Genomic DNA, 21224 nt, shown 5'->3' with positions numbered 1-21224 from the left:
CGCGAGCTCCGCGGAAGTGGGCGTTTCACGCCGCGCAAGGTGACGCGGCGTGGCGCTCGCGCCTCCACGTCCGCCCCCTCGAAGACGAGTCTCATGAAAGGAAATGTCACGCCTGGTTCTCCCGTGCCACGACAGACTCCCGAAGGTGGAGGGGCCTCGCCCGAAGTGTGACGCGCCGGGACATGCGCCCTCGCGGTGCTTCGCCTGGATGCCGAGCGAGCGGAGAGGGGAGCCCCGTCACTCCGTCTCGTCACGAACGCGGCCTGGCCGTCTCCGCCTCCATGGACGCTTCAACTGAACGATTCGTGAGGACGGTGTCTGTCTTTCAGGGAGGGGTAGCTGCCAGCCCAGGACAGAGCACCTGCCCTCCTGGCCCGTTGCATTGCCCGGTGACCATGGGACCCGTAACTTCATCCAGCAAGGCCTTGCATCGAGAGGGCCCGTCGACCGGGGAGCAGGGAATGCGTGAGAAGACCGGTCAAAACCCCAGGGACGGACAGCCGCCCCCGGCGGGCGGTTCCCGCGCCGATGACTCGGACTTCGGCGATTCCTTCCTCAAGGAGGTCGCCCAGGAGCCCCTGCCGTTCCGCAAGCCGGCTCCCGGCGAGCGGCTGGGCGGGCTGGACGGCCACCGCTTCGACATCATCTCGGAGCTGGGCGGCGGGGCCATGGGGCTGGTGTTCCGTGCGCGCGACGAGGAGCTGCAGCGCGAGGTGGCCCTCAAGTTCATCCTCCCGCACGAGGGGAAGGGCGGGCAGAGGCTCATCTCCATGCTCCGCCAGGAGGCGCGCGCCATCGCGCAGCTCGACCACGAGAACATCGTCCGCATCTTCGACGTGGGCGAGTGGGTGGGCGAGCCCTGGGAGCCGCGCATTCCCTTCCTCGTCATGGAGTGTCTGGAGGGGGAGTCGCTCGCCGCGCTGCTCCAGCGCGAGCAGCGGCTGGGCGTGCGGCGCTCGGTGGAGATCATGTGCGGGGTGGCCTCCGGGCTGGCGCATGCGCACGGCCGCCACATCGTCCACCGCGACCTCAAGCCCAGCAACGTCTTCATCACCCGGCAGGGCACGGTGAAGCTGCTCGACTTCGGTCTCGCCTGGCTGGCGTCGTCCTCCAGCAGCTTGCCCCTGCCCTACCTGCCCACCGCGGGCACGCCCCCCTATATGTCCCCGGAGCAGTGGCGCGGCGGGGCCCAGGACGAGCGCACGGACATCTGGTCCGCCGGCGTCATGCTGTACGAGATGCTCACTGGCGAGCTCCCCTACCCGAGCGCCACGCTGGAGGAGCTGCGCGCCCAGGTGGTGGCGCCCGAGCCCGTGCTCGACGTCCGCGCCCGCCATCCGGAGGTGCCCGAGGAGGTGGCGGCGCTGGTGGCCGCCGCCCTGGCCAAGGAGCCCCAGGCGCGCCTGGCCTCGGCCGCCGCACTGCGCGAGGGCCTGCGCCGGGTGGAGGAGCGGCTGGGGCCCTGGCGCGAGGAGCCGCGCGCGGTGGCGCCCCAGCGCCGGCAGGTGACGCTGGTGTCCTGCCGGCTGGTGGGCCTGACGGGGCTCGCCCAGGCGTTGGACCCGGAGGACTTCAGCGAGCTGGAGGCCGGCTTCCAGAAGCGCGGCTCGGAGGTCATCCAGCGGCACGGGGGCTCCATCACCACCTGCGTGGGCGACGAGGTGCTGGCCTGCTTCGGCTACCCGGTGGCCCGGGAAGAGGACTCGGAGCGCGCGGTCATCGCCGGCATGCGCCTGGCCGGCTCACTACCGGACGAGCTGCGCAAGCGCTTCCCCCTGCTCCCGCTGGGCTCGCTGTCCGTGCGGGTGGGCATCCATACCGAGACGGTGGTGTTCGACGACATCCTCCCGGAGCTGCGCGGGCGCACGCCCACCATCCAGGGCGAGGCCCCGCGCATCGCCTCGTGGCTGGCGCGCCAGGCCGACTCCGGCACGGTGGTGCTCAGTCAGGCCACGCACACGCTGGTGCAGGCGGCCTTCGAGTCCGAGGCCCTCGGGACGCGCACCTTCGAGGGCCTGGGCGGCGCCCGGCAGGTGGAGGCCTGGCACGTGACGCACCCGCGCAAGGCCGTGTTCCGCTTCGATCGGGCGCTGGCCACCGGCGTGCTCTCCCCGCTGGTGGGCCGCGAAGCCGAACTGCGCCAGGTCCTCGCCGCCTGGGGGCGGGCCCGCGAGGGCCGGGGCTCCTTCGTGCTCATCTCGGGCGAGGCGGGCATTGGCAAGTCGCGTCTCCTCCAGGAGGTGCGCCTCCGGGTGCCGGCCTCCACCAGCCTCCGCCTGCGCTGCCAGTGCTGGAGCCAGTACGCCAACAGCGCCTTCCACCCCATCATCAAGATGCTGCAGCACCTCTTGCGCCTGGACCCGGAGGGCTCGCCGGGCGACAACCTGGCCCGGTTGGAGGCGCACCAGGGGATGTTGGGCCTGGGGCCGGAGCACATGGCCCTCATCGCCGCCTTCCTCTCGCTGCCGGTGAAGGAGAACCTGCCCATCCTCCAGTTGTCGCCGGAGCGCCAGAAGGAGCGCACCTTCGAGGCCCTGGCGGAGCTGTTGCTGCGCATGGCCCGGGAGCGCCCGGTGCTCGCCGTGGTGGAGGACCTGCACTGGGCGGACCCCTCCACGCTGGAGCTGCTCGGCTTCCTGCTCACCCGGGTGGAGACGGCGCGCGTCCTGGTGCTGCTGAGCACCCGCCCGGGCTTCCTGCACACCTGGCCCTCCGCGGGCCCGCTGCTCCGGGTGAACCTGGAGCGGCTGCCGGCCCGGCTCACCGCCACGCTGGTGCAGGGCGCGGCCGGGGGACACGAGCTGTCGCGCGAGACGGTGCGCCAGTTGGTGGAGAAGACGGACGGCATCCCCCTCTTCGTGGAGGAGATGACGCGCATGGTGGCGGGAGGCGGCGCCATGCCTTCCATCCCCGTCACCCTGCACGAGCTGCTGCTGGCCCGCCTGGACATGCTGCCTCCCGGACAGAAGGCGCTGGCCCAGCTATGCGCGGTGGTGGGGCGCAGCTTCTCGCATGCGCTGATGGCCACGCTGACGCGGCGCGCCGCCTCCTCGCTGCGCGCGGACCTGGAGGCGCTGGTGGCCTCGGGCCTGCTCCAGCGCGAGGAGGAGGACGGCGCCGGCTACCAGTTCCGCCACGCCCTGCTCCAGGACGCGGCCTATCAGTCGTTGCTGCGCAGCACCCGGCGCCAGCACCACCGGCGAATCGCCCAGGCGCTGCTGGAGCAGTTCCCCGAGGTGCTGGAGACGCAGCCCGAGGTGCTGGCCCACCACTACACCGAGGCGGGCGAGTACGAGCCGGCCATCCGCTACTGGATGCAGGCCGGCATCCGCGCCAGCCTGCACTCGGCCAACCAGGAGGCGGTGAGCCACCTCCAATACGCGCTCAAGCTGCTGCGCTCCCTGCCCGATGCCGCCCAGCGGACGCAACAGGAGCTGCAGCTCCTGCTGGCCCTGGGCATTCCCCTGTCCCAGCTGCAGGGCTACCGCTCCCCCGAGGTGAAGCGGACGTACACCCGCGCGCGCGAGCTCTTCCGCCTCGTGGGCGACACGTTGCCGGGCCTGGAGGTGCCCGCCTGGGGGCTCTTCGCCTACTACTTCGCCCGCGCCGAGTACCGCCTGTCCCACGAGCTGGCCGAGCAGCTGGTGGACCTGGGCTCGCGCCTGCACAACCAGGAGCTGCTCGTCCTGGGCTACCGGATGATGGCCGCCGATTTCTTCGCCTGGGGCCAGCAGGAGCAGGCGCGCGAGCACGTGGAGCGGTCGCTGGCGTGCTCGGACTTCTCCCTGGACGAGCACCGGAAGCTGGCCGAGCGGCACTGGACGGACCCGACGGCGGTGGCACTCGTCCACGCGGCCCTCATCCACGCGGTGCTCGGCCAGCCGGAGCGAGCGCTCGAGTACCGCCGCGAGGCACTGACCCTGGCCGAGCGCATCGGCCATCCCAACACCCAGGCCTATGTGCTGCACTACGCCGCCCTCTCGTGCCAGGTGCAGGGGGACGCCCGGGGCACGCTCGCGCTGGCCGAGCAGTGCCACGCCCTGGCGCGCGAGCACTGGCTGCGGCTGTTCATCGAGTGGTCCGGGCTGTTGCGGGCCTGGGCCGTGGCCCGGCTGGGGCAGCCCGCCCAGGGGCTGGCGCAGATGCGCGAGTGGCTGGGGCGGTGGCGGATGACGGGCCTGCGCGCGGGCATGCCCCACAACCTCGGGATGTTGGCCGAAGTGCACCTGTGGCTGGGGCAGTCTCGCGAGGCGCTGCTCGCGGTGCAGGAGGGCATGCGGTGGGAGGAGGCGGTGGGCGAGCGCTCCTACGAGGCCGAGCTGCACCGCATCCGGGGCGAGGCGCTGCGGGCGCAGGGCGACGAGGCGGGGGCCCACGCCAGCCTCCTCGAGGCGGTGCGCATCGCGCGGGCCCAGGGCGCCGGGGAGTTCGAGCGGCATGCCCTGCGGGCCCTGGAGCCGCCGGGGGTGGGGGCGCAGATTCCAGGGCCGGTCTGAGGGGGCGGGGCAGTGTTGGACAACGAGAGGCAGCGAGGGAGAGCCACCATGCAGTTGGAAGAGCGCGAGAAGCTGGAGCAGGACATCCAGGGGTTGTGCAGGAAGGGCGACCTGGCCGCGGCGGTGGAGCGGGCGTTGGAGGGCTACGGGCAGGAGATCATGCGGCTGATGGCCTCGGTGCTCCACGACTATGAACGCAGCCGGGACGCGTTCAGCCTCTTCAGCGAGAACCTCCTGCGAGGACTTCCGGGCTTCCGTTGGGAGAGCTCCTTCCGGACGTGGGCGTACCGGCTGGCGCGCAACGCGTGTTACCAGGTGATGCACGCGCCGGCCGGGCGCGAGCAGCCGATGACCCGCTCGGATCTCCCCGAGGAGGCGCAGCGGCCGCGCTCGGAGACCCGGCCCTGGCAGCGCACCTCGGTGAAGGAGCGCTTCCGCGCGCTGCGCGAGAGTCTGGATCCCCAGGAGCGCATGTTGCTGCTGCTGCGGGTGGACCAGCGGCTGTCGTGGGAGGAGGTGGCGCGGGTGATGTCGGAGGGCGAGGAGGCGCTGACGGACTCGACGCTCAAGCGCAAGGCGGCCGCGCTGCGCCAGCAGTTCCAGCGCATCAAGACGCACCTGCGCTCCCTCGCACAGGAGGAAGGGCTCATCGCCGAGGAGGACTCCTCCACGCACGTGTAGGGCGAGGCCCGCTCAGCCGCGCTTGAGCAGCTTGAAGGCCACGTGACGGCCCTGGCCTCCCTTCATGGCGAGGTGGATCCACAAGACGGCCAGGCTCTCCAGCAGCGCCGCGTTGCGCAGCGGGCCCACGTCGATGGGGGTGAAGCCCGCCTTCGTGGCGATGGCCGACACCAGCGCCTTGGCCTCCGCGTCGTCCCCGGCGAGCTGCACGTCCACGGACGTGTCCCCCACGCGCGGGTCGAGGTGGAACTCGGCGCCAAAGGTGGAGAAGCCCTTCACCACGCGCAGCCCCGGGAAGGCCTGGGCCAGCGCCGCCGCCACCGAGCCCTGGGGCGTGGGCGCCAGCCGCGGGCCGTCGTTGCCCCAGGCCACCGGGTTGGTGCAGTCCACCAGCACCTTGCCCTTCACCTCGCCCAGGGCGCGCACGGCCTCCTCGGCGGCCGCGGCCGGCACCGCCAGGAAAATGACGTCCGCCCACTGCGCCGCCGCGGACACACTCGACGCCTCGGCCCGGCCCTCGCACTTCGCGAGCACCTCCTTCACGTCCGCGCCCTCCCTCACGCCGAAGCGCAGGGGGTAGCCGTGGCGGGCGAGGTTGATGCCCAGGCTGGTTCCCACGTTGCCGGCACCGATGATGGCGATCTTCGAACCCTGGCTCATGTCTGGCTCCCTGTGTGTCCTGCCGTGTTGCCTTCACGCGCACCGTAGCCGCCGGGGACATGCCGTGGGCTGCAGTGTTGGCATAGGATGGCTGCATCCCATGCAGCTTCCGGCCATCGATACGAACCTCCTCGTGGTGCTGGACGCGCTCCTCCAGGAGGGGCACGTCGGCCGCGCGTCCAAGCGGCTCGCGCTCAGCCCTTCCGCCACCAGCCATGCGCTGGCGCGGCTGCGCGAGCTGCTCGGAGATCCGTTGCTCGTCCGGGCCGGGCGCCAGCTGGTGCTCACGCCGCGTGCCACCGCGCTGGCGCCCCAGGTGCGCCAGCTCATGGAGCAGATGGAGCGCATCCTCCAGCCGCCCGAGGCCTTCCTGCCGGCGAAGCTGGAGCGCACCTTCCGCCTGCTCACCACGGATCACATCGAGTTCGTGCTGCTGCGGCGGTTGGATCCCCACCTTGGGAACCAGGCCCCGAAGGTCGTCCTCCACAGCCGCCCTATCGGGCCGGACGCGGTGGAGGAGCTGCGCGGGAACCGGGCGGACCTGGCCTTCGGGGTGTTTCCCGAGCTGCCCGACGACATCGCCAGCGAGGCGCTCTTCAAGGACCGGTTCGTCACGCTCGTGCGCGAGGGGCACCCGGTGCTCGCCCGGCCCCTGACGCTCAAGCGCTTCGCGGAGCTCGAGCACATCCTCGTGGCCCCGCGCGGCACGCTCACGTCGCGGGTGGACACGCTGCTGGCGGAGCGAGGCCTGAAGCGGCGGGTGGCGCGCACGGTGGGCACCTTCCTCGCCGCCCCCTTCCTGGTGGCCCAGTCGGACTACGTCGTCACCATGTCGGCCCGCATCGCCGAGTCGCTGGCGCCCCTGCTGCACCTGCGCGTGCTCGAATCACCCGTCCCCAACGAGTACACGCTGACGCAGATCTGGCACCGCCGGCTGGACGGTGAGCCCGCGCACGTCTGGCTGCGCGGGCTCACGGCGCGGGTGGCCTCGGAGCTGCCGCGCCTGCGCTCCTCCCCGGCCTGAGGCTCAGGTGCCGAGCGTGGCGGCGATCAGCTCGGCCGTCTCCGAGCCCGAGAAGTTCTGCTGTCCGGTGATGAGGTTGCCATCCCGGATGGCGAAGCCCCGCCACAGGCCCGCTTGGACGTAGTTGGCGCCCAGCCGCTTCAGCTCGTCCTCGATGCGCCAGGGCATGAGGTGCTTGCCCTTGGGCAGCAGGTTCATGCTCCAGACGGCGTTGTCGGCGAAGTCCTCCTCCACGTTGGCGAAACCCGTGACGGTCTTCCCCTTGGCGAGCAGCTCCCCGTTGCTCAGCCGGGCGTAGCGCAGCACGGCGACACCGTGGCACAGCGCGCAGGCGATCTTCCCCGCCTCGTAGAACTCGACGAACTTCTGGTGCAGCGCCGTGGCGCCCTCGAAGGTGACCATCGGCGCCTGCCCGCCCGCGACGATGAGGGCGTCGAACTTCGCCACGTCCAGCTCCGACACCTTCTGGGTGCGCTCCACCAGCCCGGCGAGCGCGGGCGTCGCGATGAAGCCCATGCTGATGAGGTCGCTCGAGGAGTAGCCGCTCGGGTCGCGGGGGTCACTCATCGCGTCCGCCTCGCACTTGCCGCCCTGGGGGCTGAAGAGCTCCACCTCGTAGCCCTTCTCCGTCAGCACGTAGTAGGGGTGGGTCAACTCGCTCCACCAGAAGCCCACCGGCCAGCCGGTGACGGGGGAGGTGGCCGGGTTGGAGAGGACGATGGCCACGCGCTTCTTCTTCTTCGGGTTGGAAACGTTCGAGTCCTTCAGGCTCATGGTCTGGCTCCTGCTGGGGCGGAGGGCTCCGCCGCGTGCGAGGCCATGGATAAGGCCGGAGGGGGATGTGAATCAAAGTACGATTCCGCAGCCCAATGCTGCATGCCGTGCAGCATTCCTCGCGAGGCCCCGGGTTGATTTCCGCGTCAATCCCGGGGGAGCATCCGCCACCCAGCGCGGGCACGAGGCCCGCAATGCCCGGAGGCCACCCAGGTGCAGAGGAAGCTCTTCCGCGAGGACCATGAGCAGTTCCGCCAGTCGTTCCGCCAGTTCCTCGAGCGCGAGGTGAAGCCGCACCAGGAGCGGTGGAGCGAGGTGGGCATCGTCGACCGGGAGGTGTGGCGCAAGGCGGGCGAGGCGGGCTTCCTCTGTCCCTGGCTGGCGCCGGAGTACGGCGGCGCCGGCGGCGACTTCCTGCACTCGGTGGTGGTGATGGAGGAGCTGGCGCGCATCTACGAGTCCGGCCTGGCCATGCCGCTGCACTCGGACGTGGTGGTGCCCTACATCCACGAGTTCGGCAACGACGCGCAGAAGAAGCGCTGGCTGCCCAAGCTGGCCTCGGGCGAGGCCGTGGCGGCGGTGGCGATGACGGAGCCGGGCACGGGCTCGGACCTGGCGGCCCTGAGCACCACCGCGGTGCGCGACGGGGACTTCTACGTCATCAACGGCGCCAAGACGTTCATCTCCAACGGCATCCTCTGCGACGTGTGCGTGGTGGCGGCCAAGACGGATCCGGATCCGAAGAACGCGCACCAGGGCATCTCCCTCTTCGTGGTGGAGGCGGGCACGCCCGGGTTCTCCAAGGGCAAGAAGCTCAAGAAGATGGGCATGGCGGCGCAGGACACCTCGGAGCTCGTCTTCGAGGACTGCCGGGTGCCGGCGGCCAACCGCCTGGGCGAGGAGGGCGAGGGCTTCCTGCAGTTGATGAAGAAGCTGCAGCAGGAGCGGCTGGTGGTGGCGGCGATGGCGCAGGCCTCGGCCGAGCAGGTGCTGGAGGACACGCTGGCCTACGTCCAGGAGCGCAAGGCGTTCGGCAAGCCCATCGGCAAGTTCCAGAACACGCAGTTCAAGCTGGCGGAGTGCGCGACGCAGGTCGAGGTGGGCCGGACCTTCATGGACCGGCTGCTCGCCGAGCACGTGGCGGGGGAGTACCTGGTGAAGGAGTGCTCCATGGCCAAGCTCTGGCAGACGGAGATGCTCAGCAAGGTGGTCGACGAGTGCCTGCAGTTCTTCGGCGGCTACGGCTACATGCTGGAGTACCCCATCAGCCGCGCCTTCATGGACGCCCGGGTGCAGCGCATCTACGCGGGCACCAATGAAATCATGAAGGTCATCATCGCGAAGCAGCTGGGGCTGTAGGCGCCCGGGAACGTTGAGCGCAGCACAGGTGCGGCGGAAGGCCTCGCCATCCGGGGCCCCGTCCGTTATCGGGCGGGGCTCATGTCCGAGCCGCGCGAGTGGAAGGTTGGAAGCACCACGGTCCGTTTCGAGCCGCCCGAGCTCGTCTGGGTCCACACCCGGGGCCGGGCCTCGCTGGAAGACGCCATCCAGTTGGTGGAGATCTACCGGGAGCTGGGCCAGCAGCGGCCCCTCCTCATCGTGGGGGACTTGAGCGAGGCCACCACGTTGGATGTGCAGGGCGGGCGCTACCTCAGCCAGCACATCCAGCCGGAGTGGATTCTCGGCACCATCTACATCGGCGCGCGGCTGCTGCACCGGGCCGTGTCCAAGGGGATTGCCCTCGCGGCGCACCTGGCCGGGCGCACGGATGCGAGCGCGCTGGCCAAGGTCCACTTCGTCGCCTCGCAAGCCCAGGCGCTCGAGCTGGTGGCCCGGGTGCGCGCGGAGCGGCTCGGCAAGGTGGCCTGAGCGGGCCCTTCCGGCGGCGGAGGGCTCCAGGTGGTCCGACTGTTGGACCAGTTGCTCGCCTTCGCGTCCGGACCGGCGGCTGGCCGCTCCCGTGGGATGTGAGCCAGATGGCAGTCGCTGGCCTCCGGGGGTGATGGCCGGCGGGGAGCGGGGAGCACACGTGTTCCCCAAGAGCCACCATGAAGCTGCCCTTCAAGTCCCTCGTGCTTCTCCTCCTGCTCCTCGGGGCTGCCTTCACCGCGGGACTGGTGGCCTTCTACTCGATGACCCGCCAGCGCCTGGAGGACGAGGCCTTGCTGCGGCAGTTGCTCCGGGCCAAGGAGATCGCCTTCCTGCTCAAGCCCGGCATCGCCTACACCGGCCTGGTCGCCGAATCGACCGCCGCCGTCGTGGCCCCCGTGAGGGACGCGGCCGAGGTGGAGCGGCTCCTCCAGGCGCTGCTCACCTCGGCTCCCTCGGAGGCCATCCACGGGCTCGGGGTCTGGTTCGAGCCCTCGGCCTTCCCCGGTGACGGGCCCGCCCCGGCTCCCTACGCCCACCGGGTCGAGCCCGGCAAGGCCGCCGTCGTCGTCTCCGATGCGCGGGAAGCCCAGCGGGAAGAGCCCCGCGAGCAACGCTGGTATCAGCAGGCCCTGAAGGGACAGGGGGCGCCCGTCTTCCCGGAGCCCCATCAGGTGCAGGACTCCATCTACCGCGTCCACGCGCGGGCCCTGACGGAGGCCTCGGGAAGGCTGGTGGGGGTGATCGCCGTGGATGTCTTCATTCCCCAGATTCACGGCCTCCTCCAGCAGGCGAATCCTCCCAATGGGGAGGAGCTCCTCTACGTCACCACCCCCGGGGGCCGGCTCTTCGCCCATGCTGGCCAGGAGCCGCTGCTCGCGTGGGTCCGCCAGCAGGGGCGCCCGGTGAAGTCGCTGGGGGAGCTCACGCTCGCGGACGCGCTCCAGTACGAGGCCAGGCAGACGCCCGGGCCCCGGCACACCACCGACGTGGAGGTCGGCGAGTCGGGGTGGACCGTCCACATCTCCAGCGCGGAGGCCTCCCTGTTCGCCAGCCTCGAGCGCTTCCGGCTGGCCATCCTCCTGCTGGGCGTGGCGGTCTGGGCCGTGCTGCTGGCCGTGCCCTTCCTCGTCCACCGCACCCTGCGCGTGCGCCAGCTGTCCTTCGCGCTCGAGGAGCGCCGCCGGCTCCATGGCATCCTCGTGCGCAGCGAGCACCGGCTGCGCGAGGTGCTGGAGACGTCGCTCGATGCCGTCGTCGCCGTGGACGCGCAGCAGCGCATCTCCGATTGGAACGCGCAGGCCGAGCGCCTCTTCGGCTGGACGAAGGAGGAGGCGGTGGGCCGCCCGGCCTTCGAGGTGCTGCTCGGCCCGGAGCTGCAGCGGTTGCTGGAGCGGGGCGGGGCGGTGACCTCCCACCAGCGCATCTGCACGACGGCGCGGCGGCGCGACGGGGAGGCGCTTCCGGTGGAGCTCTCCACCACCGTCGTCCAGTGCGGGGGCCTGCCCGTGCGCTACCTCTTCCTGGCCGACATCACCGAGCGCCATCGCGCCGAGGAGGAGCGGAGCCGGCTGCTCGCGCAGGTGCAGCAGCGGGGCGCGGAGCTGCAGGCCACCATCGACAACATGGTGGACAGCGTGGTGGTGAGCGACGGGGTGGGCCGCATCACCTTCGTGAACAAGGCCGGGCGCCAGTTCTTCGGCGAGGTGGGCTCCGAGGGCGTCCAGGTCACCGACAGCGACCTCGAGCAGCGTGGCGTGCGGCTGGGCGGGGAGCGGGTGGCGCGGCTGGAGGAGATGCCCCTGCGCCGGGCGCTGCGCGGCAACGTCGTCGTGGACGCGGACCTGAGCTTCCCCTCGCCCGAGCGGCGCCGCACCCTGCACCTGCGCGCCAACGCCGCCCCCATCCGCGACGAGCACGGCCGCATCACCGGCGCCGTGTCCGTGGCCCGCGACGTCACCGAGATGGTGGAGTTGGACCACCTCAAGGACGAGTTCGTCCGCGTGGCCGCCCACGAGCTGAAGACGCCCGTGGCCATCATGAAGTCCTATGCCCAGCTCGCGCTCAAATCCGAGCCCACGCCGGCCACGTACCGCAAGATGCTCGATGCCATCAACCGGGGCGCCGACCGCATCGACCGCATCGTGCGCGAGCTGCTGGATGTCTCGCAGCTGCACCTGGGCCAGCTGAAGCTGACTGAGGAGCCGTTGGACCTGCGCGAGCTGGCCGAGGAGACGGTGGCGAACATGGCCGCCCAGAGCACCCAGCACCGCTTCTCCGTGCAGCCGGGGGACGCCGTCATCATCCGGGGAGACCGCGGCCGGCTGCGGCAGGTGCTCGTGGTGCTGCTGGACAACGCCATGCGCTACTCACCCTCCGGCGGGCGCGTGGATGTGCGGCTGGCGCTCCACGAGCGCGAGGTGGAGGTGTGCGTGAGCGACGAGGGCATCGGCATTCCCCACGAGCGCCAGGCCCGGCTCTTCGAGCGCTTCTACCGCGCCCACTCGGGCACGCCGCACGACCGGGGCGGCATGGGCGTGGGCCTCTACATCTCGCGGGAGATCATCTTCCACCACGGCGGCACCATGCGGGTGTCGAGCGAGGAGGGCAAGGGAAGCACCTTCTGCTTCTCCGTCCCCTACTCATCCCAGCGGGAGCCCGAGCCGCTTCATTCCTAGGTTGCGAGGAGGAGGTGAGCGGGATGACCGGAGCACGCATCCTCGTCGTGGACGATGATCCAGACATGCAGGACGTGATGGTCATGGCCCTGGAGGCAGGGGACTACCAGGTGTGCAGGGCCTCGAATGGCCAGGAGGCGCTGGAGCGGGTGGAGGAGTGTGTCCCGGACCTCATCCTGCTCGACATGCGGATGCCGGTGATGGACGGCTGGGCCTTCTCCGCGGAGCTGCGCCGGCGCTACGGCCACCAGGTGCCCGTCGTGGTGTGCACGGCGGCCGAGGACGCGCAGCGGCGCGCGCGCGAGGTCGGCGCCGTGGGCTGCTTGAGCAAGCCCTTCGAGCTGGAGGAGTTGATCCACCTGGTGGAGAGCGTCCTGCCCCGGCGCTGGGAGCGGGCGGGCCATCACCCGTGAGGGCGGGCAGCCGGACGGGCGCACTCCTGGTGCCTGCAGCGCCGCCCGGCACGCCAAAGCCTTGCGGGAAGCCAGACACGGCTCCCAGCAAGGAGACCAGGAATGAAGAGGGATGGATTCAAGCGTGCGGTGGTGCTCGGCCTGGCCGCTTCGGCCCTGCTCGTGGCGGGAGGCTGCCGTGAGGAGCGCGGCCGGCAGGGGACGCGGGACGTCCAGGGCCAGCAGCAGGCGCCGGGCACGGGTGGCGCGGGCCCGCAGGAGAATACCGGGCCGGGCCAGGAGCCCCGGGATTTGAACCGGCTGCCGGACGAGGAGGGCTTCCAGAGCGTGCCCAAGGAGCAGGAGGCCCCGAGTGGCATCGGCCTGGACGGCCGGGGGGGCAAGGGTGGCTCCGGCGTGGACGCGCGGGAGGAGGGGCAGGAGCCCGCGGACCTGAACCGGCTGCCGGACGAGGAGGGCTTCCAGAGCGTGCCGGACGAGCAGGAAGGCCGCAGTGGCATCAAGCTGGATGGCCGGGGCGGCGCGGGCGAGGAGCAGCAGAAGCCGGACAACGCGCGGTAGGCACCCGGGCCGGAAGGGCGTGGGCCGGCCGTCGGCTCACGGCTCTTCCGGCAGGTGGAGCGAGTGCAGCTCCGTGGGCCAGTCCTCCTCCCGCGAGGGCTGCGCTGGAGGGTCCGCGCGCCGGGGCTCGGGGGCCTCGTCGAGGAAGTCCTCCTCGAGGATTTCGTGCAGCAGCGCGTCGGTGGCCTCCCGGGCCTGCTGGAGCGTCTCGGGGCGGGCCTCGGAGGCGCGGGCCTGCTCCTCACCGGGCAACGGGATGACGCCCACGGGGGAGGACGCCTGGACCCGGGGGACGCGCGGCGCCGCGGGCTCCCGGAGCGTGGCGGGCTTGTCGAAGACGTGCGCGTCTTTCTCCGGCCCCCGGGCCTCCTGCTCCTCGATGCCATCTTCCTGGCGATCGCCACCCTTTGTCATGCGCTCCTCCTCGCGGTGCCGGGGCGCTCGCGCCTCCGTCTGTTCCTGGGCGGAAGGTATGCACGGCGTCAGCCCGGGACGGGGGGCTCACCCCGGGGCCCTGAACGCACGAAGGGCCCGGAGTCCGCGTGGGAGTCCGAGCCCTGGCCGGCGGACGGGCGCCTGGCTGCCTGCTTCACGATGGAGCTGCCTCACATCTCGAGGGGCGGCTGGGGGCCGGGGATGATGCCGGCGATGTCCGGGTCTTCCTCGCCTGGCTGCCGGGGCGGCCGGGTGTCCTTCTCGCGCTGGCGCTCGGCCTTCTTGGCGTCCTTGTCCCGCTGCTTCTGTTGGCGGGCCATCTCCTTCTGCCGCTTCGTGGACCTTCCCTGCATGGATGCTCCTGGGAAAGAGTAAAAAAGAAGCCCAGCCTCGTGGGAGGCCGGGCCTCGTAGACCTGAAGGTAAGTAGCCGCGCTCGCGCGATCAGATCGGACGAACGTTCTCGGCCTGGAGGCCCTTGGGGCCCTTCTTGACTTCGAACTCCACCTTCTGGCCCTCGGCCAGGGTCCGGAAGCCATCAGCCACGATCGCGGTGTGGTGGCAGAACACGTCGGGGCCCCCGTTGTCCTGGGTGATGAAACCGAAGCCCTTCGCGTCGTTGAACCACTTCACAGTGCCACTTGCCATTGCTTTGCGTCTTTCTCCTACACAGCACGGCGACCATCGCCGAACTGCGCGCTCACTGGAGCGCATACCGGGCGTACACCTGGTTGCTCATGAAGTCGAGCCGGTAACCTCCCCGGGCTTCGTTTTCACGACGTCAGGCACACGGCGGCGATCCACCAGATAACACTCCCCCGGCGGCGGCCTCTTCCTGGCGAAGCGTGTGGCCGGAGCTTTGCCGTACGACGGTGAGAGGCCCGTCCCGGGCCAGGGAATACGGCTGTTCAGGGGTGGGTGTCCGGCTCCGCCGGAGGGGGCTCGGCGCGGTGCCGGGAGCGCACCCGGTCCACGCCCGCGGCGAGCCCCGCGCCCACGGCGTAGCAGACCAGGTCGGAGGCGAGGAACCCCCGGCCCAGCACGAGGGCACCCAGGCGGTGGGCCCGGAGCGCGTCCAGCCAGGGCGTGTGGACGAGCTGGCTGAGCTCGACGAGCACGGAGAGGGAGAGGGCCCCGGCGGCCGCGTGCCGGACGGGCAGGCGGGGCAGGGCGAAGACGAGGCACAGGTAGACCATGACGGTCCACAGCGCGTCGCCCGCGTAGTCGGTGACGAAGCCCGGCAGGAAGGGCCTCGCCGCCGCGGAGCGCGAGCCCAGGCCCAGTGCGACGACGAGCACCATCAGGGGCAGCAGCAACGCGCGGGAGCGGGGGCCGGGACGCATGGCCCGGAGTCTACGCGACCGGCTCTCATCCGGAGACAGGGTGACATTTCGAGCGCCCGGGGTACGAAGGTGCTTGCCCCGTGCGCGGGGAGATGGGGACATCCGGCCCCTATGCGCCGCCCGCTCCTCTCCGTGCTCGTGCTGGGGCTCGTTCTCTGGGCCCTTCCGGGTTGCCGCCGCGACAAGGACAAGCCCACCGCCGCCGCCGGGGGAAAGACACCGCTCGTCTTCAAGTACCAGCCGCTGGGAGACCCGGTGGCCTTCCGCGAGCTGCTCGCCGACTTCGAGCGGAAGAACCCGGACGTGGCGCTGACCACCGAGGCGCTGCCGAACTCCTCGGACGTGGCGCACCAGTTCTTCCTCACCTCGCTGGAGGGGGGGGCGGACGACTTCGACGTGCTGGTGGTGGACGTCGTCTGGGTGCCCGAGTTCGCGCGCGCCGGGTGGATCGCCGACCTCTCCGGGCGCTTCCCGCCCGAGCAGTTGCGCCAGGACTTCCTCTCCGGCCCGGTGGAGGCGGTGGTGGTGCACGATGAGAAGGACAAGAAGGACAAGACGTACGCGGTGCCGTGGTACGTGGACGTGGGGGTGCTCTTCTACCGCAAGGATCTGGTGCCCCGGGCGCCGCGCACCTACGCGGAGCTGCAGCAGTTCGCGCGCGAGGCGATGCGCAAGGACCCGCGGCTGCAGGGCTACGTGTGGCAGGGCCGGCAGTACGAGGGGCTCAACTGCAACGCCTTCGAGGCCATCTGGGGCCACGGAGGCCAGGTGCTGGACGCGCAGGGGCGGCTGACGTTGAACACGCCGGAGGCGCGCGCGGGGCTCGAGTACCTCAGGGGGCTCATCGCGAGTGGCATCTCTCCGCCGGGCGTCACCTCGGCGGCCGAGGAGGAGGCGCGGCGCGTCTTCCAGTCCGGCCAGGCGGTCTTCATGCGCAACTGGCCCTATGCGTGGGAGGAGGCGCAGAAGCCGGACTCGCCCATCCGGGGCAAGGTGGGCATCACCACGCTGCCCACGGTGAGTGGCGAGCCCGGCTGGGGGACGCTGGGCGGGTGGCAGCTGGCGGTGAACGCGCACGTGTCCGAGGCGCGCAAGGACGCGGCCCAGCGCCTCATCGCGCACCTCACCTCCGAGGAGGCCAACGTGATGATGGCGCTGAGCTACGGGCGCAACCCGCCCAGGCCCAAGGTGTACAAGGACCCGCGGCTGGTGGAGCGGGTGCCCTTCATCGCGAGCCTGCTGACCATGGTGGAGAACGCGCGGCCGAGGCCGGTGACGCCGTACTACAACCTGCTCTCGGACGTGCTGCAGAGCGAGTTCTCCGCGGCCATCGCGGGCATCCGCACGCCGGAGACGGCGCTGAAGCAGGCGCAGCGGCAGGTGGACCACCTCACCGGGCAGTTCGAGTAGGAGAGAGGGCGCGATGAATGGCACGGTGAAGACGACGGGCTCGATGGGCCGCGAGCGGCGGCAGGCATACCTGCTGGTGACGCCAGCGGTGGCGGTGCTGGTGGGGGTGGCGCTCTACCCCATCCTCGCGGCCATCTGGCTGAGCCTGCACCGGCTCATCCTCGTCTTCGGGGAGCGGCGGTGGCTGGGGCTGGAGAACTACGGCTTCATGCTGGGCGACGCGCGCTTCTGGAACGCGCTGGGCAACACGGCCTACTTCACGCTGGTGGCGGTGTCGGTGGAGCTGCTGCTGGCAGTGCCGCTGGCCCTGCTGCTCAACACCGCGTTCCCGGGACGCGGCCTGCTGCGGGCCTCGGTGTTGGTGCCCTGGGCCATCCCCACCGTGGTGAGCGCGAAGCTGTGGGCGTGGCTCTTCAACCCGGACTACGGCCTCATCAACCGGCTGCTGCCGGGGCCGGACATCAACTGGCTGGGCGTGCCGGGGTACGCGCTGCACGCGGCCATCCTGGTGGACGTGTGGAAGACGACGCCCTTCATGGCGCTGCTGGTGCTCGCGGGCCTGCAAGGCATCTCCGAGGACATCTACAAGGCGGCGCGCGTGGATGGGGCGTCGCGCTGGCGCTCGTTCGTCTCCATCACCCTGCCGCTGCTCAAGCCCGCCATCCTGCTGGCGCTGCTGTTCCGCACGCTGGATGCCTTCCGCGTCTTCGACGCCATCTTCGTGCTCACCGAGGGCGGCCCCGCCAACACCACGGAGACGCTGAGCATCTACGCCTACAAGACGCTGATGCGGGCGGGCAACTTCGGGTACGGCTCCATGCTGTCGGTGATGACCTTCCTGTGCGTGGTGGGGTTGAGCCTCGTGTACATCCGGTTGCTCGGAAGGGAGGCGCGGTGATGAAGCGGCCCGGACTGTGGTTCGCGACGGTGGCCTTCCTCACCTTCTTCCTCGGGCCCTTCTTCTGGCAGGTGCTCACGTCGCTGTGGCCGGACGGCCAGCTCACCCAGCCGCTGCCCACCTCGCTCACCTTCGGCAACTACGAGAGCGTGCTGTTCGGCCGGCCCTTCCTCCAGGTGATGATGAACTCGCTGCTGGCAGCCTCGCTCACCACGCTCTTCTGCATGGCGGTGGGCGCGTCGGCGGCGTTCGCGCTGGCGAAGCTGGAGTTCCGCGGGCGCAACCTGCTGCTGGCCACCGCGCTCGCCGTGTCCATGTTCCCGCCCATCGCCACGGTGAGCCCGCTCTACCTCATCCTGCGCGCCACGGGCCTGCGCAACACGCTGGTGGGCCTGGTGCCTCCCTACGCCACCTTCGCGCTGCCGCTCACGCTCTGGATTCTCACGTCCTTCTTCCGGCAGCTCCCGGATGAGTTGTACCGCGCCGCCCGGGTGGACGGGTGCACGCCGCTCGGCGCCTTCTGGCGGGTGCTGCTGCCCCTGGCCGCTCCGGGCCTGGCCACCACCGCCATCCTCGTCTTCATCTTCGCGTGGAACGAGTTCCTCTACGCGCTCACCTTCCTGTCCTCGCCGGAGAAGCGCACGGTGCCCGTGGCCATCAGCCTCTTCGCCAGCGAGCACAAGGAGCCCTGGGGGGAGATCGCCGCCGCGTCCGTCATCGCCACGCTGCCCCTGGTGGTGATGACGGTCCTCTTCCAGCGGCGCATCGTCAGCGGGCTCACCGCGGGTGCCGTGAAGGAGTAGCGCGCGCGCTGGCGGCCGGAGCGTCGTCCTCTCCCCTCAGGAAGGCGGCGAGCTCGGGCCACTCGCACGCGAGGTACTCGTACCCCGAGGCCCGCGCGGGCCGCTCGGGCAGCACGCACCCCGGCTTGAGCGGCACCAGTTGCCCGCCCAGCCGGCTGCGCGCGAAGGCGTGGATGACCGCCACCGCTCCCACGTCCAGCTCGGGCACGTCCTCGCGCGCGGTGCGCTGGATGCGCTTCACCGCCTCCACGTGCCTGCCCTCGCGGCAGAGCATCACCGCCTGCGCCAGCAGCGCATGGTCCGTCTCGTCGAACATGGGGCGGCGGATGCGCTCCACCCACTCCCTGGCATCGTCCAGCTCTCCATAGAGGGACAGGATGGTAGCCATCAGGGCCGGGGCCTCGGCATCGCGGACGGTGGAGGTCCTCCTTCCCCAGGCGCGGGTGGCCGCCTCCCCGAGGCAGAGCGCGCGCTCGTAGTCCCCCTTGTGGAGCCAGGCGAGGGTGAGCCCATGAAGGCTCCGGGCCCGCTGGTCATCGCTTCCGCCGTACCTTGACACCTGCAGGGCATGGATTGCCGCCTCGGGCCTGCCCGCCAGGAGCAGCTCCCGGCCCTGCCGCAGCAGGCGCTTCACCTGCCCGTGCCGCCAGTGGTTGAGGGCCATGCCCGCACAGAAGACACCCGCGAGGGCGATGGGTAAGGGGAGGCGTGCCACCGCGAGGTCCACCTCCGGCCAGGCGGCAACGGGCCTCGTGCCGAGCAGCATGGCGATGCCTCCCAAGCCGGTGAACATCATCACGGCCGATACGAGCCTGAGCCCTCCGAGCCAGGCCTTGAGGGAGAGGTCATTCGCGAACGGAGGACGGAGTGCGGGAGGGGTGAGCGTCGTCATGCCCGGGCCCTGTGCAAGGCGCGGCCCAGGGCGGAGCCACGTCTTTTCCGGTACCTGGCCCGTCAGCGCGTCCACGCGCGGGATGCTCCGTCCACATGGGACGACGGCGGGGCTCCTCCCTCGCACGCCCGGACCGCACCCTCCGGGCACGCGCGGCGCCGACTGGTCCGACTATCGGACCAGTTGAGCGAACTCGCGCCCGGCACCCGCTCTCCTGGCGGAGCTCGTTGTTGGACCAACGAGCGGGGGGCCTGGGCGGGAGGCGGTGAATCCGTTTGAATGCGGACGCCCGCGGCCCGTCAGAGTGGGCAGATGCAGCAAGGACACACCCCAGAAGGATGACCCCCATGAAGGCCCTGTTCGTCGCCATCACGCTCCTGACCGCTGTTGCCGCCTCCGCCCAGACCGCCCCCTCCTTCGCGCCGCCTCCGGGCCAGGCCACCGGCAACGCTCCTCCGACCTCGTCCAACGAGTTCCGGGGCGGTGACGACCACGAGTACCGCCGCGGCCGCCGCGGCACCCTGGTGGTGGTCGAGCGCGAGGATCTGGAGCAGCGCCTCGCCGACCTGGAGGACCTGCTGGGCCAGGCCTTCGAGGCCAGCAGGCGCGGCAACAGCGGCAAGGCCAAGCTCCGCGCGGCCTACGAGGAGCTCAAGGACATCCGCGAGCTGGTCGCCGATGCCCCCGAGGTGCGCGGCCAGGGCCGTGGCCGCAACGACAACCCCGGGCCCATCCCGCCCCCGGCTCCCGTCTACCAGCCCATCGCCGAGGGCAAGCTGCAGATGATCATGAAGTCCATGTCCCGCGAGCCCTTCGCCGATGACAAGATGAACGTCCTGGAGGAGGTCGTCGGCAGCAACTACTTCCTCGTGGGCCAGGTGCAGCAGGTGCTCAACCAGTTCCAGTTCTCCCAGGACAGGCTCCAGGCGGTGCGCGTGCTGTGGTCGCGCGTCCTCGACCGGGATAACGGCTTCCAGCTCTACAACTCCTTCCAGTTCTCCAACGACAAGGCCGAGCTGAAGCGCATCCTCGGCAACTGAGGCCGGTCCGAAGGGCCTTCCAGGGCCAGGCTCGCGGGGCACGACGCCCCAGCGGGTCTGGCCCTTCGTGTTTGAATGGGTCCCCGATGCCGCGCCCCCGCACCCGCAGAATGTCGCTCCTGGTCCTCCTCGGAGGGCTGCTGCTCGTGGCGCTGCTCGCCGTCCCGTATTACCTGCGGGGCCTCTCCCTGGTGGCCCGCGCCGCGGGCATGCGGGACGGTCTGGCCGGGCTCGTCTCCCGCTGGGGCACCGGCCCCGTCACCGAGGAGGACGTGCGGATTGCCTCCCGCCACGGCCCCCTGCGCGCCCGCCTCTTCCGGCCCGAGCATCCCCGGGGCCGCACGGTGCTCCTCACCCCCGGTGTGCACGCCGATGGCATCGACGAGCCCCGGCTGGTGAAGCTCGCCAGGGACCTGTCCGCTGGCGGCCTCACCGTCCTCACCCCCGAGCTGCCCGACCTCTTGCGCTATCAGATCTCCCCACGCGAGCCGGACATGCTCGAGGACGCCGCGCTCTGGGCCTCCGCCCGGCCGGAGCTCGCGCCCGATGGGCGGGTGGGCCTCATGGGCATCAGCTTCTCGGGCGGGCTCTCCCTCGTCGCCGCCGGACGGCCCTCGCTCGCGGGCAAGGTCGCCTTCACCTTCTCCCTCGGCGGGCATGGTGACCTCTCGCGCGTGCTCGCCTTCCTCTGCACCGGCGTCGAGCCCGGTGGCCAGCACCGCAGGCCCCATGACTACGGCGTGGCCATCATCCTGCTCAACGTGGCCGGGCTCATGGTTCCCCCCGAGCAGGTGGAGCCGCTGCGCGCGGGCATCCTCACCTTCCTGCGCGCCTCGCACCTCTCCTCGAGGGACATGCGCCAGGCCGAGGAGACCTTCGCCAAGGCCCGGCGGCTGCAGTCGGAGCTGCCCGAGCCCGCCGCCACCCTCATGAAGTACGTGAACGAGCGGGACGTCGCCGCGCTCGGGCCGCTGCTGCTGCCGCACGCCCAGGTGTTCGCCAGCGACCCGGCGCTCTCTCCCGAGCACTCGCCGGCCTCGTCCTCGCCCGTGTATCTGCTGCACGGCACGGACGACTCCGTCATTCCCTCCATCGAGTCCGTGCTCCTCGCGCGCTGGCTGGAGCCCCGGACCGAGGTGCGGCTGTTGCTCTCACCCCTCATCTCCCACGCCGAGCTCGATGGGTTGAAGGACGTGGATGATGTCTGGCGGCTCGCCGCCTTCTGGGCGCGGCTGCTCGACGCGTAGG

Annotated in this window: 20 protein-coding genes; 13 read left to right on the top strand and 7 right to left on the bottom strand. The window is 71.0% G+C overall.

The features are described from left to right. Positions 1-461: 461 nt before the first annotated feature. Complete coding sequence (locus NR798_RS45415; protein WP_375768881.1) at positions 462-4496, top strand: protein kinase; 4035 nt, start codon at positions 462-464, stop codon at positions 4494-4496. 48 nt (positions 4497-4544) lie between these two features. Further along, positions 4545-5177 carry an RNA polymerase sigma factor gene (locus tag NR798_RS45410; protein ID WP_375768880.1) on the top strand — a complete coding sequence of 211 codons (633 nt, stop codon included), beginning with the start codon at positions 4545-4547 and terminating at the stop codon, positions 5175-5177. A 12-nt stretch (positions 5178-5189) separates the two neighbouring features. Here the strand turns inward: NR798_RS45410 and NR798_RS45405 are convergent, their stop codons facing one another. Continuing rightward, positions 5190-5837 carry an NADPH-dependent F420 reductase gene (locus tag NR798_RS45405; RefSeq protein ID WP_375768879.1) on the bottom strand — a complete coding sequence of 216 codons (648 nt, stop codon included), beginning with the start codon at positions 5835-5837 and terminating at the stop codon, positions 5190-5192. Positions 5838-5937: 100 nt separating this feature from the next. On the opposite strand from NR798_RS45405, the gene NR798_RS45400 reads away from it, so the two are divergent. Next, positions 5938-6861, top strand: a complete 924-nt coding sequence (locus NR798_RS45400; protein ID WP_375768878.1) for a LysR family transcriptional regulator — start codon at positions 5938-5940, stop codon at positions 6859-6861. Between the two features lie 3 nt (positions 6862-6864). Here the strand turns inward: NR798_RS45400 and NR798_RS45395 are convergent, their stop codons facing one another. Next, positions 6865-7635 (bottom strand): type 1 glutamine amidotransferase domain-containing protein, encoded by a 771-nt coding sequence (locus NR798_RS45395; RefSeq protein WP_375768877.1) that lies wholly within the window; start codon positions 7633-7635, stop codon positions 6865-6867. A 213-nt stretch (positions 7636-7848) separates the two neighbouring features. Between NR798_RS45395 and NR798_RS45390 the strand changes: the two genes are divergently transcribed. The 5 genes from NR798_RS45390 to NR798_RS45370 all read left to right on the top strand — a co-directional run bounded on the left by NR798_RS45390 (position 7849) and on the right by NR798_RS45370 (position 13156). After that, positions 7849-8994, top strand: a complete 1146-nt coding sequence (locus NR798_RS45390) for an acyl-CoA dehydrogenase family protein (RefSeq protein ID WP_375768876.1) — start codon at positions 7849-7851, stop codon at positions 8992-8994. Positions 8995-9075: 81 nt separating this feature from the next. After that, on the top strand, positions 9076-9504 hold the full coding sequence (locus NR798_RS45385) for a hypothetical protein (protein WP_375768875.1): 429 nt from the start codon (positions 9076-9078) through the stop codon (positions 9502-9504). Between the two features lie 179 nt (positions 9505-9683). Continuing rightward, positions 9684-12182: a PAS domain S-box protein gene (locus tag NR798_RS45380; protein WP_375768874.1), complete on the top strand. Its 2499-nt coding sequence runs from the start codon at positions 9684-9686 to the stop codon at positions 12180-12182. A gap of 23 nt (positions 12183-12205) precedes the next feature. Continuing rightward, positions 12206-12595 (top strand): response regulator, encoded by a 390-nt coding sequence (locus NR798_RS45375; protein ID WP_375768873.1) that lies wholly within the window; start codon positions 12206-12208, stop codon positions 12593-12595. A 102-nt stretch (positions 12596-12697) separates the two neighbouring features. After that, positions 12698-13156, top strand: coding sequence for a hypothetical protein (locus NR798_RS45370; protein ID WP_375768872.1), 459 nt, complete (start codon positions 12698-12700; stop codon positions 13154-13156). Positions 13157-13192: 36 nt separating this feature from the next. Here the strand turns inward: NR798_RS45370 and NR798_RS45365 are convergent, their stop codons facing one another. The 4 genes from NR798_RS45365 to NR798_RS45350 form a co-directional block, all read right to left on the bottom strand. After that, positions 13193-13570 carry a hypothetical protein gene (locus tag NR798_RS45365; RefSeq protein WP_375768871.1) on the bottom strand — a complete coding sequence of 126 codons (378 nt, stop codon included), beginning with the start codon at positions 13568-13570 and terminating at the stop codon, positions 13193-13195. A 191-nt stretch (positions 13571-13761) separates the two neighbouring features. Further along, entirely contained in the window at positions 13762-13944 is a 183-nt protein-coding gene (locus NR798_RS45360) for a hypothetical protein (RefSeq protein ID WP_375768870.1), read from the bottom strand. Positions 13945-14034: 90 nt separating this feature from the next. Continuing rightward, positions 14035-14238: a cold-shock protein gene (locus NR798_RS45355; protein WP_375768869.1), complete on the bottom strand. Its 204-nt coding sequence runs from the start codon at positions 14236-14238 to the stop codon at positions 14035-14037. Positions 14239-14498: 260 nt separating this feature from the next. Beyond that, positions 14499-14933 (bottom strand): DUF2809 domain-containing protein, encoded by a 435-nt coding sequence (locus tag NR798_RS45350; protein WP_375768868.1) that lies wholly within the window; start codon positions 14931-14933, stop codon positions 14499-14501. A 111-nt stretch (positions 14934-15044) separates the two neighbouring features. Between NR798_RS45350 and NR798_RS45345 the strand changes: the two genes are divergently transcribed. From NR798_RS45345 to NR798_RS45335, 3 genes are read left to right on the top strand one after another with little or no spacing between them, the layout of a single operon-like run. Beyond that, on the top strand, positions 15045-16343 hold the full coding sequence (locus tag NR798_RS45345) for an ABC transporter substrate-binding protein (RefSeq protein WP_375768867.1): 1299 nt from the start codon (positions 15045-15047) through the stop codon (positions 16341-16343). Between the two features lie 13 nt (positions 16344-16356). Next, entirely contained in the window at positions 16357-17241 is an 885-nt protein-coding gene (locus NR798_RS45340) for a carbohydrate ABC transporter permease (RefSeq protein ID WP_375768866.1), read from the top strand. Then, complete coding sequence (locus tag NR798_RS45335; protein ID WP_375768865.1) at positions 17241-18044, top strand: carbohydrate ABC transporter permease; 804 nt, start codon at positions 17241-17243, stop codon at positions 18042-18044. Before NR798_RS45340 ends, NR798_RS45335 begins: the two co-directional genes overlap by 1 nt. On the opposite strand, the gene NR798_RS45330 is transcribed toward NR798_RS45335, so the two are convergent. Next, a complete protein-coding gene (locus tag NR798_RS45330) occupies positions 18019-18936 on the bottom strand; it encodes a tetratricopeptide repeat protein (protein WP_375768864.1) in 918 nt (305 codons plus the stop codon). The genes NR798_RS45335 and NR798_RS45330 overlap by 26 nt on opposite strands. 347 nt (positions 18937-19283) lie before the next feature. Between NR798_RS45330 and NR798_RS45325 the strand changes: the two genes are divergently transcribed. Both NR798_RS45325 and NR798_RS45320 read left to right on the top strand, forming a co-directional pair. Next, positions 19284-19976: a DUF4476 domain-containing protein gene (locus NR798_RS45325; protein ID WP_375768863.1), complete on the top strand. Its 693-nt coding sequence runs from the start codon at positions 19284-19286 to the stop codon at positions 19974-19976. A 110-nt stretch (positions 19977-20086) separates the two neighbouring features. Then, a complete protein-coding gene (locus NR798_RS45320) occupies positions 20087-21223 on the top strand; it encodes a dienelactone hydrolase family protein (RefSeq protein ID WP_375768862.1) in 1137 nt (378 codons plus the stop codon). The last annotated feature ends 1 nt before the right edge of the window (position 21224 follow it).

It is taken from the genome of Archangium gephyra (genome assembly GCF_042230915.1).
Lineage (GTDB): Bacteria > Myxococcota > Myxococcia > Myxococcales > Myxococcaceae > Archangium > Archangium gephyra_B.
This window is presented reverse-complemented; position numbering and strand designations above follow the sequence as displayed.

Bases quoted from the DNA above. Each gene is read 5' to 3' on its own strand.
- NR798_RS45415 (WP_375768881.1), top strand. From the start codon at position 462: ATGCGTGAGAAGACCGGTCAAAACCCCAGGGACGGACAGCCGCCCCCG.
- NR798_RS45410 (WP_375768880.1), top strand. From the start codon at position 4,545: ATGCAGTTGGAAGAGCGCGAGAAGCTGGAGCAGGACATCCAGGGGTTG.
- NR798_RS45405 (WP_375768879.1), bottom strand. From the start codon at position 5,837: ATGAGCCAGGGTTCGAAGATCGCCATCATCGGTGCCGGCAACGTGGGA.
- NR798_RS45400 (WP_375768878.1), top strand. From the start codon at position 5,938: ATGCAGCTTCCGGCCATCGATACGAACCTCCTCGTGGTGCTGGACGCG.
- NR798_RS45395 (WP_375768877.1), bottom strand. From the start codon at position 7,635: ATGAGCCTGAAGGACTCGAACGTTTCCAACCCGAAGAAGAAGAAGCGC.
- NR798_RS45385 (WP_375768875.1), top strand. From the start codon at position 9,076: ATGTCCGAGCCGCGCGAGTGGAAGGTTGGAAGCACCACGGTCCGTTTC.
- NR798_RS45380 (WP_375768874.1), top strand. From the start codon at position 9,684: ATGAAGCTGCCCTTCAAGTCCCTCGTGCTTCTCCTCCTGCTCCTCGGG.
- NR798_RS45375 (WP_375768873.1), top strand. From the start codon at position 12,206: ATGACCGGAGCACGCATCCTCGTCGTGGACGATGATCCAGACATGCAG.
- NR798_RS45370 (WP_375768872.1), top strand. From the start codon at position 12,698: ATGAAGAGGGATGGATTCAAGCGTGCGGTGGTGCTCGGCCTGGCCGCT.
- NR798_RS45365 (WP_375768871.1), bottom strand. From the start codon at position 13,570: ATGACAAAGGGTGGCGATCGCCAGGAAGATGGCATCGAGGAGCAGGAG.
- NR798_RS45360 (WP_375768870.1), bottom strand. From the start codon at position 13,944: ATGCAGGGAAGGTCCACGAAGCGGCAGAAGGAGATGGCCCGCCAACAG.
- NR798_RS45355 (WP_375768869.1), bottom strand. From the start codon at position 14,238: ATGGCAAGTGGCACTGTGAAGTGGTTCAACGACGCGAAGGGCTTCGGT.
- NR798_RS45350 (WP_375768868.1), bottom strand. From the start codon at position 14,933: ATGCGTCCCGGCCCCCGCTCCCGCGCGTTGCTGCTGCCCCTGATGGTG.
- NR798_RS45345 (WP_375768867.1), top strand. From the start codon at position 15,045: ATGCGCCGCCCGCTCCTCTCCGTGCTCGTGCTGGGGCTCGTTCTCTGG.
- NR798_RS45340 (WP_375768866.1), top strand. From the start codon at position 16,357: ATGAATGGCACGGTGAAGACGACGGGCTCGATGGGCCGCGAGCGGCGG.
- NR798_RS45335 (WP_375768865.1), top strand. From the start codon at position 17,241: ATGAAGCGGCCCGGACTGTGGTTCGCGACGGTGGCCTTCCTCACCTTC.
- NR798_RS45330 (WP_375768864.1), bottom strand. From the start codon at position 18,936: ATGACGACGCTCACCCCTCCCGCACTCCGTCCTCCGTTCGCGAATGAC.
- NR798_RS45325 (WP_375768863.1), top strand. From the start codon at position 19,284: ATGAAGGCCCTGTTCGTCGCCATCACGCTCCTGACCGCTGTTGCCGCC.
- NR798_RS45320 (WP_375768862.1), top strand. From the start codon at position 20,087: ATGTCGCTCCTGGTCCTCCTCGGAGGGCTGCTGCTCGTGGCGCTGCTC.